Below are 12,216 nucleotides of genomic sequence, written 5' to 3' on the forward strand. Positions count from 1 at the left end.
TTTTGTTACATTTTTTCTTGCGATAAAAACTATAAGAACACTGCAAGACCCCGTCGGAACACCACCTCCTTGATTCGACGAACGTTTAGAAAACCTGTCCAGGGTTTTCACCGTGACCCTGCCTATTACAAAAACATCGCTCATTGATGACGCACATATCCAAAGGGAAAGGAAAATGGACGTAGCAGGTAATGGCTTCATTGTGTCGCAACGCAATCGCACTCCCCGTTTCAAGACCACACCCCTCACACCCATAGCACTCGGCCTGGCCTTGTGGCTGGGCCACGGCTCCATGGCCAATGCAGACGACAACCCCTACACCCCGCAGGTATTGGAATTGGCGTTCAGGAAAGCCGTCGCCTCATTCGGCCCTGATACCGCCGTGTACAAAAACCTCAGGTTTGCCTACGCGGATATTGTCGATCTTGCGGCCAAGGACTTCGCGGCCCAGTCCGGCAAGTTCGATTCGGCCCTCAAGCAAAACTATGAGCTGCAACCCGAGAACCTGACCATTGGCGCCATGCTCGGCGACACCCGTCGGCCACTGGACTACGCTTCGCGCCTGGATTACTACCGCAGCCGGCTGTTCAGCAACAGCGGCCGCTACACCACCAATATTCTGGACTTCTCCAAGGCCATTATCGCCAACCTGCCGGCCGCCAAGCCTTTCACCTACGTCGAGCCGGGCGTGAGCAGCAACCTGAGCGGGCAATTGAACGCAGGCCAGTCCTGGGCTGGCGCAACCCGTGACTGGAGTGCCAACGCGCAAACCTGGAAGACCCCGGAAGCTCAGGTCAATTCCGGCCTGGACCGCACCAACGCGTATTACGCCTATGCCTTGGGCATCACCGGCAAGGGGGTGAATGTCGGCGTACTCGACTCGGGCATCCTCACCGAACACTCCGAGTTCCAGGGCAAAAATGCTCAGGGCCAGGACCGGGTGCAGGCGGTAACCTCCACGGGCGAGTACTACGCCACCCACCCGCGCTACCGCCTTGAAGTGCCCAGCGGCGAGTTCAAGCAGGGCGAACATTTCAGCATCCCAGGGGAATACGACCCCGCGTTCAACGACGGGCATGGCACAGAAATGTCCGGGGTGCTGGCCGCCAACCGCGACGGCACCGGTATGCACGGCATTGCCTTCGACGCCAATCTGTTTGTCGCCAACACCGGCGGCAGCGACAACGACCGCTACCAAGGCTCCAACGACCTCGACTACAACGCATTCATGGCCAGCTACAACGCCCTGGCGGCGAAGAACGTGGCGATCGTCAACCAGAGCTGGGGGCAGAGCTCGCGTAATGACGTGGAGAACCACTTCGGCAACGTCGGCGACAGCGCCGCGCAGAACCTGCGCGACATGACCGCCGCCTATCGCCCGTTCTGGGACAAGGCCCACGCCGGGCAGAAAACCTGGATGGACGCCATGGCCGATGCGGCCCGGCAAAACACGTTCATCCAGATCATCTCTGCGGGCAACGACAGCCACGGTGCCAACCCGGACACCAATGCGAACCTGCCGTTTTTCAAGCCGGATATCGAAGCTAAGTTCCTCTCCATCACCGGCTACGACGAGACCAGCGCCCAGGTCTACAACCGTTGCGGTACCTCCAAGTGGTGGTGCGTGATGGGCGTGTCGGGCATCCCGTCCGCCGGCCCCGAGGGCGAAATTATCCCGAATGCCAACGGCACCTCGGCCGCCGCGCCGAGCGTTTCCGGAGCCCTGGCGTTGGTTATGCAGCGCTTCCCCTATATGACGCCCAGCCAGGCGCGGGACGTGTTGCTGACCACCTCCAGCCTGCAGGCGCCGGATGGCCCGGACACGCCGGTTGGCGAGCTGACCGGAGGCCGCACCTATGACAACCTGCAACCGGTGCATGATGCCGCGCCGGGTGCCCCGCAAGTACCAGGTGTGGTCAGTGGCTGGGGCTTGCCCAACCTGCAAAAAGCTATGCAAGGGCCGGGGCAGTTCCTCGGTGCGGTAGCAGTGGCGTTGCCCAGCGGTACCCGCGATATCTGGGCCAACCCGATTTCCGATGAGGCCATTCGCGCCCGTCGCGTAGAAGACGCTGCCGAACAGGCGACCTGGGCCGCCACCAAGCAGCAAAAAGGCTGGCTCGACGGCCTGCCCGCCAATGCCTCGGCCGACGATCAGTTTGAATACGACATTGGTCATGCCCGGGAGCAGGCAACACTCACCCGCGGCCAGGACGTGCTCACCGGCAGCACCTACGTCGGTAGCCTGGTCAAGTCCGGGGATGGCGAGTTGGTGCTGGAAGGCCAGAACAGCTATTCGGGCAGTACTTGGGTGCGTGGAGGCAAATTGTCGGTGGACGGCGCATTGACCTCTGCCGTGACGGTAGATGGCAGCGCCGTAGGCACGCGCAATGCCGATAACGGCGTGATGACCACACTGGGCGGCACCCTGGCCGGCAACGGCACGGTGGGCGCCTTGACCGTCAACAACGGTGGGCGAGTGGCCCCGGGGCATTCGATTGGCACACTGCGCACCGGCGATGTCACGTTCAACCCGGGTTCGGTGTATGCCGTCGAAGTCGGGGCCGATGGCCGCAGCGACCAGTTGCAGAGCAGCGGGGTGGCGACCCTCAATGGCGGTGTGGTGAGCGTGTCCCTGGAGAACAGCCCCAACCTGTTGACCGCCACCGAGGCGCGCAGCTTGCTGGGCCAGCAGTTCAATATCCTCAGTGCCGGCCAAGGTATCCAGGGGCAGTTTGCAGCGTTTGCCCCCAACTACCTGTTCATTGGCACTGCGCTCAACTATCAACCGAACCAGTTGACCCTGGCGATAGCCCGCAACCAGACCACCTTCGCCAGTGTCGCGCAAACCCGCAATGAGCGAGCGGTGGCGACGGTGGCCGAGACATTGGGCGCTGGCAGCCCGGTCTACGAAAGCCTGTTGGCGTCTGATTCCGCCGCCCAGGCGCGGGAGGGCTTCAAGCAACTTTCAGGGCAATTGCATTCGGACGTGGCCGCAGCGCAAATGGCTGACAGCCGCTACCTGCGTGAAGCGGTCAACGCTCGCCTGCGACAGGCGCAGGCACTGGACTCCAGCGCGCAGATCGACAGCCGTGACAACGGCGGCTGGGTACAGCTACTTGGTGGGCGCAACAACGTCAGTGGTGATAACAACGCCAGCGGCTACTCCTCGTCCACCAGCGGCGTACTGCTGGGCCTGGACACCGAGGTGAACGACGGCTGGCGCGTGGGCGCGGCGACCGGTTATACCCAAAGCCACCTCAACGGCCAGTCGGCGTCGGCGGACAGCGACAACTATCACCTGTCGGTCTACGGCGGCAAACGCTTCGAGGCGATTGCCCTGCGCCTGGGCGGTGCCAGCACCTGGCACCGTCTGGACACTTCGCGTCGGGTGGCCTATGCCAATCAGTCGGACCATGCCAAAGCCGACTACAACGCGCGCACCGACCAAGTGTTTGCCGAGATCGGCTACACCCAATGGCGCGTGCTTGAACCCTTCGCCAACCTCACGTATCTGAACTATCAAAGCGACTCGTTCAAGGAAAAAGGCGGTGCTGCAGCCTTGCATGCCAGCCAGCAAAGCCAGGACGCGACGCTCTCCACCCTGGGCGTGCGTGGCCATACTCAGTTGCCACTCACGTCCACCTCGGCGGTGACCCTGCGCGGTGAGCTGGGGTGGGAGCACCAGTTTGGTGACACCGATCGTGAAGCTTCTCTGAAGTTTGCCGGTAGTGACACGGCCTTCGCCGTCAACAGCGTGCCTGTGGCGAGGGATGGCGCGGTGATCAAAGCCAGTGCGGAAATGGCCCTGACCCAGGACACCCTGGTGTCGTTGAACTACAGCGGCTTGCTCTCCAACCGAGGGAACAATAACGGAATCAATGCCGGGTTTACGTTCCGGTTCTAACCTTGAATGTAGGAGCGAGCAAGCTCGCTCCTACAGGATGGGATAAACAGCCCTGCGCAAATTTTGACCCACAGGTTTACAATCGCTGCTCCTGATCAGGAGTATCCCTGTGCTGACTCATCTCGATTCCCAAGGTCGCGCCCATATGGTCGACGTCACCGAAAAAGCCGTGACGTTCCGTGAGGCGGTGGCCGAAGCGCGGGTGCGTATGCTGCCCGCCACCCTGCAAATGATTGTCGACGGCGCCCACCCCAAAGGCGACGTGTTTGCCGTGGCCCGCATTGCCGGGATCCAGGCAGCGAAAAAAACCAGTGACTTGATCCCTCTGTGCCACCCGTTGATGCTCACCGGCGTGAAGGTGGAGCTGAGTGCCGACGGCACAGACGCGGTTCGTATCGTGGCGCGCTGCAAACTCTCCGGCCAGACCGGCGTTGAGATGGAAGCCCTGACCGCCGCCAGCGTCGCGGCCCTGACGATCTACGACATGTGCAAGGCGGTGGACCGCGGCATGACCATTGAGAGTATTCGCCTGCTGGAAAAGCTGGGCGGTAAGAGCGGGCATTTCAAGGCGGATCAGCAATGAGTATCAACGTACTGTTTTTTGCGCGCTACGCCGAAGCGGTGGGCTTCGATTCGCTGGAGATGGAAGGTGAGTTTGCCACTGTTGACGCCGTGCGCCTCGCGCTGGCTGCTGATCCGGAGTTCGCCGTGCTCAACGAAGCGAGCCTGATGTGTGCGCGCAACGAGGAGTTGTGCAGCCTGGACGAGCCGGTGCAAGCCGGCGATGAAGTCGCCTTCTTCCCACCCGTGACCGGAGGCTGATCATGGCCATTCGTGTGCAGGTCGAAGCCTTTGATCCAGGTGCCGAAGTCAACGCTATGCACGCGTCCAACGTGGGCGTGGGCGCGGTGGTGAGCTTTGTCGGCTATGTACGCGACTTCAATGACGGGCGCGAGGTGTCGGGTATGTTTTTGGAACACTACCCCGGCATGACCGAGAAGGCCCTGGCCAAGATCGCCGTGGAAGCCGAACAGCGCTGGCCGTTGCTCAAGCTGGAGGTGCTGCACCGTATCGGCACGTTGGAACCGGGCGAGCCGATTGTGTTTGTCGGCGCGGCCAGTGCGCATCGGCAGGCAGCGTTTGATGCCTGTGCATTTGTGATGGATTACTTGAAGACGCGGGCGCCGTTCTGGAAGAAGGAAAACACCAGCGAGGGGCCGCGTTGGGTAGAAGGGCGCAGCAGTGACCACGCCGCAGCGGATCGCTGGAAGTAGCCAGCCAGACGCTGAAACCCATGTGGGAGCTGGCTTGCCTGCGATAGCATCACCTCGGCGTGACTGAAAAACCGAGGTGTCTGCATCGCAGGCAAGCCAGCTCCCACACAAGCCCGCTCCCACATTTTTTACCGCATTTCAGCTCAAGGGCGTTTGCGTTCTACAGCGCGCAACAAATGCGTCGGCGGCGTTTCACAGCTGATCTTGCGCCCCAGCAACGCCTCGATGGACGGCAACTGGTACGAGTCATCCTCGCCCGCAAAGCTGATGGACACACCCGCAGCCCCAGCACGCCCGGTACGGCCGATGCGGTGCACGTAGTCGTCCGGTACTTCCGGCAGGGTGAAGTTGATCACGTGGCTGATGCCGTCGATATGAATACCGCGACCGGCTACATCGGTAGCCACCAGCACGCGGATCTTGCCTTCACGGAAGCCTTCCAGGGTCTTGATGCGCTTGTGCTGCGGCACATCACCCGACAGTTGCGCGGCGTTGACGCCGTCGCGCACCAGGCGTTCTTCAATGCGGCGCACTTCGTCCTTGCGGTTGGCGAAGACCATCACGCGCTCCCAACCGTTATCGTTGACCAGGTTGTAGAGCAGCTTGTACTTGTCGGCACCGGCGACGGCGTAGATATGCTGCTCGACGTTTTCGCTGGCAACGTTGAGTGCTTCGATCTCGACGATGGATGGGTCGGTGGTCCACTGCTTGGCGAGGTTCATCACGTCTTCGGTGAAAGTCGCGGAGAACAGCAGGGTCTGGCGCTCGGTTTTCGGCGGCGTCTGACGAATGATCTGGCGTACTTGCGGGATAAAGCCCATGTCGAGCATGCGGTCGGCTTCGTCCAGCACCATCACTTCGACCATGTCCAGGTGCACGTCGCCACGCTGATTGAAGTCGAGCAGGCGGCCCGGGGTGGCGACGAGGATGTCGCAATGACGGGCTTCGAGGTGCTTGAGTTGCTTGTCGAAGTCCATGCCGCCCACAAACGTCATGACGTTGAGGCCGGTGTACTTGGTCAGGTCGGCGGCGTCCTTGGCGATCTGCACCACCAGCTCCCGGGTCGGGGCGATGATCAGCGCGCGCGGTTCACCCATGTAGCGTTCCTTGGGCGGCGGCGTTTGCAACAGCTGGGTGATGATCGAGATCAGGAACGCGGCGGTCTTGCCGGTGCCGGTCTGGGCACGGCCGATGGCGTCTTTGCCCGCGAGGGTGAAGCCCAGCACTTGTGCCTGGATGGGCGTGCAGTACGGGAAACCCAGGTCCTGGATGGCGTGCATCAGTTCCGGGGCCAGTTTGAAATCGTGGAAGCGGGTTTTGCCTTCCTGGGGTTCGACGACGAAGTCTTCGAGTTTCCAGGGGGTCACGGGCGGTTTGGGCGCACGTTCGCGACGGGGCTTGGCCACAGGCGCCGGGGCGGGTGCGGCAGGCTTTACCTGTTCAGGCGGCGTCACCGTGGTTTTGTTCGGTGAGGCGGCGGGCGCGTTCCGGCCGGGCTGTTGACCGTCATTGCGGTTGCCGGGCTTGGGGGCAGGAGCACTGGGAACAGGCGCGAGCGGCTCAGCCTCGCTTTTGCCGAACATCTTCTTGAGTGCTTTGAGCACGGTCATCTCATTAATTGATTAAGGAATGTACGCCGGCCAGTGTAATGCAAGAATCGGGCGCGGCGTAGTGCGTCTGTCATACGGCTACATAAACACGGGATTCAGCGCAGGCGTTCAGTCAGCCAGGTGCCTATATCGTGTATCTCTTGGGGTAACACTTCGTGGCCCATTGGGTATTCCTGCCATGTCACGGTGACACCACGGCCCTTCAAATGCTCGTAGGCGCTGCGGCCCATGGCGTTCTGCACCACATCGTCGTACTGGCCATGCAGGCAGAGCGTGGGAATGCGTTGCTGGCTGGCGGATAATTCCAGGTCATTATCGAAGGTTGGCGCATAGGTGGAGAGGGCGATCACACCGCCCAAGGGCCCCTCCCATTTCTTGAACGCGGTGTGGAAAACCACCGCGCCACCTTGAGAAAAACCGGCGAGGAAAATTCGCGAGGTGTCTATTCCGGTTCTCTGTTGCGCCTCAATCAGGTCTGTGACCATTTTTGCCGACGCTTCCAGTTCTTCCAGGCTGATCGAACGGGCCGGGCTCATGGCCTTGATGTCGTACCAGCTCGGCATCTCGTAGCCACCGTTAATCGTCACCGGACGCGTGGGCGCCTGGGGCAAAACGAAGCGGGTGGTCAGCAGGGTTTCCTGCAGGGCTTCGGCCACCGGCAGGAAGTCGTAGCGATCGGCGCCCAGGCCATGCAACCAGATAACGCAGGCGTCTGCGGGCTTGGCGGGCTGAAGAATCAAGGGTTCGGTCATGTCTGCTCCATAGATGTGCGGGCGCTCCGATGAGGTGCGTCGGAACGGTGCGCGACAGGTTGATCTGTTAAGAGAATGTCGCAAGGTTGAATCTTTTGCCATCGAAGCGCAGTTACAACCACTCGGCCAAGACTCTGGTACGCGCCTTGCTATGTGTAGCTCGATGTCAGAACTCTCCCAGGGCGGTAACACTATCAGTGACTGCCGCTCGTGGGAAAGCAACTGGAATTACCGCAAAAACCTCATGCTGCTTGGCCCCAAAAAAAACCAACACGGGTCGATATCGCCTCATAAGGGTGCGCTGAGGTTGGAGCTCCGACACAACAAGAGCAATTGGAGGTTTGTAATGAAGGTATTGAAATCCACCCTGGCCATCGTCTCTGCGGCGGCTGTACTGGGTGTCAGTGGTTTTGCCCAGGCGGGCGCCACCCTGGACGCCGTGCAGAAGAAAGGCTTTGTGCAGTGCGGTGTGAGTGACGGCCTGCCGGGTTTCTCGGTGCCGGATGCCAGCGGCAAGATCCTCGGGATCGACGCTGACTATTGCCGCGCTGTGGCGGCTGCCGTATTTGGCGATGCCACCAAGGTCAAGTTCAGCCAGTTGAACGCCAAGGAGCGTTTCACCGCGCTTCAGTCAGGCGAAGTCGACATCTTGTCGCGCAACACCACCATGACCAGCTCCCGCGATGCGGGCATGGGCCTGAAATTCCCGGGCTTCATTACCTACTACGACGGCATCGGCTTTCTGGTGAACAACAAGCTGGGCGTCAAGAGCGCCAAGGAACTGGACGGTGCAACCATCTGCATCCAGGCCGGTACCACCACCGAGCTGAACGTTTCCGACTATTTCCGCGCCAACAACCTCAAATACACCCCGATCACCTTCGACACCTCCGATGAAAGCGCCAAGTCGCTGGAGTCCGGGCGTTGCGACGTGCTGACGTCCGACAAATCCCAGCTGTTCGCCCAGCGCAGCAAGCTGGCTTCGCCGAAAGACTACGTGGTGCTGCCGGAAACCATTTCCAAGGAGCCCCTGGGCCCGGTCGTGCGTAACGGTGATGACGAGTGGCTGGCCATCGTGCGCTGGGTGGGCTACGCCATGCTCAACGCTGAAGAGGCCGGTGTGACCTCCAAGAACGTCGAAGCTGAAGCCAAGGCCACCAAGAACCCGGACGTTGCGCGTCTGCTCGGTGCCGACGGCGAATACGGTAAAGACCTGAAAGTGAAGAAGGACTGGGTGGTACAGATCGTCAAGCAAGTGGGTAACTACGGCGAGATGTTCGAGCGCAACCTGGGCAAGAGCACGCCGCTGGAAATCGACCGTGGCCTGAACGCCCTGTGGAACAACGGCGGCATTCAATACGCACCCCCTGTGCGCTGATCGCTGATGGTTCTGTCACCCGGTAGGCCAACTGCCGGGTGATGTTCTGTTCCATTATTTTCGGGGCACTTCATGCAAAATCAAATCGGCGCACCCAAGCAGAAGCTCAGCTTCAGCGACCCCAAAGTGCGTGCGTGGCTGTTCCAGATCATCACGATCGTGGCGGTGGTCTCGCTGGGCTGGTACCTGTTCCATAACACCCAGACCAACCTGCAACACCGGGGCATCACCTCGGGTTTCGACTTTCTTGAGCGCAGTGCCGGTTTCGGCATCGCGCAGCACTTGATCGACTACACCGAATCGGACAGCTATGCCCGGGTGTTTGTCATCGGCCTGCTCAACACTTTGCTGGTGACTGTCATCGGTGTGGTGCTGGCAACCCTGCTCGGCTTCATCATCGGCGTGGCACGCTTGTCGCCCAACTGGATGATCAACAAGCTGGCGACGGTGTACGTGGAGGTATTCCGCAACATTCCGCCGCTGTTGCAAATCCTGTTCTGGTACTTCGCGGTGTTCCTGACCATGCCAGGGCCGCGCAACAGCCATAACTTCGGTGACACCTTCTTTGTCAGCAGCCGTGGCTTGAACATGCCGGCAGCGCTGGCGTCCGACGGGTTCTGGCCGTTTGTCACCAGCCTGGTGGTCGCTATCGTTGCCATCGTGCTGATGACCCGCTGGGCCAACAAGCGCTTTGAAGCGACGGGGGTTCCTTTCCATAAATTCTGGGCGGGCCTGGCGCTGCTGGTGGTGATCCCGGCGTTATGCGTGTTGATCTTCGGTACGCCATTGCATTGGGAAATGCCCAAGCTTGCGGGCTTCAACTTTGTCGGTGGCTGGGTACTGATCCCAGAGCTGTTGGCGTTGACCTTGGCGCTGACGGTGTACACGGCGGCATTTATTGCCGAGATCGTGCGCTCGGGCATCAAGTCCGTCAGCCATGGCCAGACCGAAGCGGCACGTTCACTGGGCCTGCGCCCGGGGCCGACGCTGCGCAAGGTCATCATCCCGCAAGCGTTGCGCGTGATCATTCCGCCGCTGACCAGCCAATACCTGAACCTGGCGAAAAACTCGTCGTTGGCCGCCGGTATCGGTTATCCGGAAATGGTTTCGCTGTTTGCCGGCACGGTGCTCAACCAGACCGGCCAAGCCATTGAAGTCATTGCCATCACCATGAGCGTGTACCTGGCGATCAGCATCAGCATTTCTCTGCTGATGAACTGGTACAACAAGCGCATTGCGCTGATCGAGCGGTGAGGACACACCCATGACTACGCATACGTTCAAACCTGATATGCCGCCGCCGAGCAAAGTCTTCGGGCCGGTGGCCTGGATGCGCGCCAACTTGTTCTCGAGCTGGCTCAATACACTGCTGACCCTGCTGGCGATCTACCTGGTGTACCTGGTGGTGCCACCGATCCTGCACTGGGCCATCCTCGATGCCAACTGGGTGGGCACCACCCGCGCCGACTGCACCAAGGAGGGCGCCTGTTGGGTATTTATCCAACAGCGCTTCGGGCAGTTCATGTATGGCTATTACCCCGTCGACCTGCGCTGGCGCGTGGACATGACGGTGTGGCTGGCCATCGTGGGCGTGGCGCCGTTGTTCATCTCGCGTTTCCCACGCAAGGCGATCTATGGCCTGGGCTTTTTGGTGCTGTACCCGATCATTGCCTACTGCTTGCTGCATGGCGGCGTGTTCGGGCTGAGCAACGTGGCGACCAGCCAATGGGGCGGCTTGATGCTGACCCTGGTGATCGCCACGGTGGGCATCGCCGGCGCCTTGCCGCTGGGCATTGTGCTGGCGCTGGGGCGGCGTTCGAACATGCCGGCCATTCGGGTGGTCTGCGTGACCTTCATCGAGTTCTGGCGCGGCGTGCCGTTGATCACCGTGCTGTTCATGTCTTCGGTGATGCTGCCGCTGTTCCTGCCTGAAGGCATGAACTTCGACAAGCTGCTGCGGGCGCTGATCGGTGTGATCCTGTTCCAGTCGGCCTATGTGGCCGAAGTGGTGCGCGGTGGTTTGCAGGCGATTCCCAAGGGCCAATACGAAGCCGCTGCGGCGATGGGTCTGGGCTACTGGCGCAGCATGGGCCTGGTGATCCTGCCGCAAGCCTTGAAGATGGTGATCCCTGGGATCGTCAACACCTTCATTGCCCTGTTCAAGGACACCAGCCTTGTGATCATCATCGGCCTGTTCGACCTGCTCAACAGCGTCAAGCAAGCCGCCGCCGACCCCAAATGGCTGGGCATGGCCACCGAAGGCTATGTGTTCGCCGCCCTGGTGTTCTGGATTTTCTGTTTTGGTATGTCGCGCTATTCCATGCATCTGGAACGCAAGCTCGACACTGGCCACAAGCGTTAGGAGTTTTTTGATGAGCGAAGCAATCAAACAGCCTGTGAGCCCTGAAGGCATTATCCAGATGCAGGGCGTCAACAAGTGGTACGGCCAGTTCCACGTGTTGAAAGACATCAACCTCAACGTCAAGCAGGGCGAGCGTATCGTGCTGTGCGGCCCATCGGGCTCGGGCAAGTCCACCACCATCCGCTGCCTCAACCGCCTGGAAGAGCACCAGCAAGGCCGCATTGTGGTCGATGGGGTGGAGCTGACCAACGACCTCAAGCAGATCGAAGCGATCCGCCGCGAAGTCGGTATGGTGTTCCAGCACTTCAATCTGTTCCCGCATTTGACCATCCTGCAAAACTGCACGCTGGCGCCCATGTGGGTGCGCAAGATGCCCAAGCGCAAGGCCGAGGAAATCGCCATGCACTACCTGGAGCGTGTGCGCATTCCGGAGCAGGCCCACAAGTTTCCCGGGCAGCTTTCAGGTGGTCAGCAACAGCGTGTGGCGATTGCCCGCGCGCTGTGCATGAAGCCCAAAATCATGTTGTTCGACGAGCCGACATCGGCGCTGGACCCGGAGATGGTCAAAGAGGTACTGGACACCATGATCGGCCTGGCCGAAGACGGCATGACCATGTTGTGCGTGACCCACGAAATGGGCTTTGCCCGCACAGTGGCCAATCGCGTGATCTTCATGGACAAGGGCGAGATCGTCGAGCAGGCGGCGCCGAATGACTTCTTTGATAACCCGCAGAATGAGCGGACCAAATTGTTCTTGAGCCAGATATTGCATTGATCGACGTTTGAAAAAATAAACCCGGCCTGGTGCCTAATGCCAGTCAGTTAAGAGCTAGAGCAGACAACCAGTGACTTGTGGCGAGGGAGCTTGCTCCCGCTGGACTGCGTAGCAGTCCCATTTTGGGGGCCGCTTCGCGCCCCAGCGGGAGCAAGCTCCCT

General features: G+C 60.6%; 10 protein-coding genes. 8 read left to right on the plus strand and 2 right to left on the minus strand.

Annotation, left to right across the window (positions count from 1 at the left end; all coding sequences use genetic code 11):
• The first annotated feature begins 175 nt into the window (after positions 1 to 175).
• The 4 genes from GIW79_RS25950 to moaE all read left to right on the plus strand — a co-directional run bounded on the left by GIW79_RS25950 (position 176) and on the right by moaE (position 5,178).
• On the plus strand, positions 176 to 3,904 hold the full coding sequence (locus tag GIW79_RS25950; protein ID WP_236453657.1) for an autotransporter domain-containing protein: 3,729 nt from the start codon (positions 176 to 178) through the stop codon (positions 3,902 to 3,904).
• Positions 3,905 to 4,013: 109 nt separating this feature from the next.
• Positions 4,014 to 4,487 (plus strand): cyclic pyranopterin monophosphate synthase MoaC, encoded by a 474-nt coding sequence (gene moaC, locus GIW79_RS25955; protein WP_072447537.1) that lies wholly within the window; start codon positions 4,014 to 4,016, stop codon positions 4,485 to 4,487.
• Positions 4,484 to 4,726, plus strand: coding sequence for a molybdopterin converting factor subunit 1 (gene moaD / locus GIW79_RS25960; protein ID WP_014717016.1), 243 nt, complete (start codon positions 4,484 to 4,486; stop codon positions 4,724 to 4,726). Before moaC ends, moaD begins: the two co-directional genes overlap by 4 nt.
• Positions 4,727 to 4,728: 2 nt before the next feature.
• Positions 4,729 to 5,178: a molybdopterin synthase catalytic subunit MoaE gene (gene moaE, locus GIW79_RS25965; protein WP_089041348.1), complete on the plus strand. Its 450-nt coding sequence runs from the start codon at positions 4,729 to 4,731 to the stop codon at positions 5,176 to 5,178.
• A 143-nt stretch (positions 5,179 to 5,321) separates the two neighbouring features.
• Here the strand turns inward: moaE and rhlB are convergent, their stop codons facing one another.
• Positions 5,322 to 6,788, minus strand: a complete 1,467-nt coding sequence (rhlB, locus tag GIW79_RS25970; RefSeq protein ID WP_034128699.1) for an ATP-dependent RNA helicase RhlB — start codon at positions 6,786 to 6,788, stop codon at positions 5,322 to 5,324.
• A gap of 95 nt (positions 6,789 to 6,883) precedes the next feature.
• Positions 6,884 to 7,540: an alpha/beta hydrolase gene (locus GIW79_RS25975; RefSeq protein ID WP_034128698.1), complete on the minus strand. Its 657-nt coding sequence runs from the start codon at positions 7,538 to 7,540 to the stop codon at positions 6,884 to 6,886.
• A gap of 346 nt (positions 7,541 to 7,886) precedes the next feature.
• On the opposite strand from GIW79_RS25975, the gene GIW79_RS25980 reads away from it, so the two are divergent.
• The 4 genes from GIW79_RS25980 to GIW79_RS25995 all read left to right on the plus strand — a co-directional run bounded on the left by GIW79_RS25980 (position 7,887) and on the right by GIW79_RS25995 (position 12,055).
• On the plus strand, positions 7,887 to 8,918 hold the full coding sequence (locus GIW79_RS25980) for an amino acid ABC transporter substrate-binding protein (RefSeq protein WP_034128697.1): 1,032 nt from the start codon (positions 7,887 to 7,889) through the stop codon (positions 8,916 to 8,918).
• Between the two features lie 72 nt (positions 8,919 to 8,990).
• The gene (locus GIW79_RS25985; RefSeq protein ID WP_054898976.1) at positions 8,991 to 10,172 is read left to right on the plus strand and encodes an amino acid ABC transporter permease; all 1,182 of its coding nucleotides are present in this window, start codon (positions 8,991 to 8,993) and stop codon (positions 10,170 to 10,172) included.
• 10 nt (positions 10,173 to 10,182) lie between these two features.
• Positions 10,183 to 11,280 (plus strand): amino acid ABC transporter permease, encoded by a 1,098-nt coding sequence (locus GIW79_RS25990; protein ID WP_014717022.1) that lies wholly within the window; start codon positions 10,183 to 10,185, stop codon positions 11,278 to 11,280.
• Positions 11,281 to 11,290: 10 nt separating this feature from the next.
• Entirely contained in the window at positions 11,291 to 12,055 is a 765-nt protein-coding gene (locus tag GIW79_RS25995) for an amino acid ABC transporter ATP-binding protein (protein ID WP_010444394.1), read from the plus strand.
• The last annotated feature ends 161 nt before the right edge of the window (positions 12,056 to 12,216 follow it).

Source organism: Pseudomonas sp. PA-7-1E (genome assembly GCF_021605325.1).
Taxonomy (GTDB): Bacteria; Pseudomonadota; Gammaproteobacteria; order Pseudomonadales; family Pseudomonadaceae; genus Aquipseudomonas; species Aquipseudomonas fluorescens_BV.

Bases quoted from the DNA above. Each gene is read 5' to 3' on its own strand.
- GIW79_RS25950 (WP_236453657.1), top strand. From the start codon at position 176: ATGGACGTAGCAGGTAATGGCTTCATTGTGTCGCAACGCAATCGCACT.
- moaD (WP_014717016.1), top strand. From the start codon at position 4,484: ATGAGTATCAACGTACTGTTTTTTGCGCGCTACGCCGAAGCGGTGGGC.
- moaE (WP_089041348.1), top strand. From the start codon at position 4,729: ATGGCCATTCGTGTGCAGGTCGAAGCCTTTGATCCAGGTGCCGAAGTC.
- rhlB (WP_034128699.1), bottom strand. From the start codon at position 6,788: ATGACCGTGCTCAAAGCACTCAAGAAGATGTTCGGCAAAAGCGAGGCT.
- GIW79_RS25975 (WP_034128698.1), bottom strand. From the start codon at position 7,540: ATGACCGAACCCTTGATTCTTCAGCCCGCCAAGCCCGCAGACGCCTGC.
- GIW79_RS25980 (WP_034128697.1), top strand. From the start codon at position 7,887: ATGAAGGTATTGAAATCCACCCTGGCCATCGTCTCTGCGGCGGCTGTA.
- GIW79_RS25985 (WP_054898976.1), top strand. From the start codon at position 8,991: ATGCAAAATCAAATCGGCGCACCCAAGCAGAAGCTCAGCTTCAGCGAC.
- GIW79_RS25990 (WP_014717022.1), top strand. From the start codon at position 10,183: ATGACTACGCATACGTTCAAACCTGATATGCCGCCGCCGAGCAAAGTC.
- GIW79_RS25995 (WP_010444394.1), top strand. From the start codon at position 11,291: ATGAGCGAAGCAATCAAACAGCCTGTGAGCCCTGAAGGCATTATCCAG.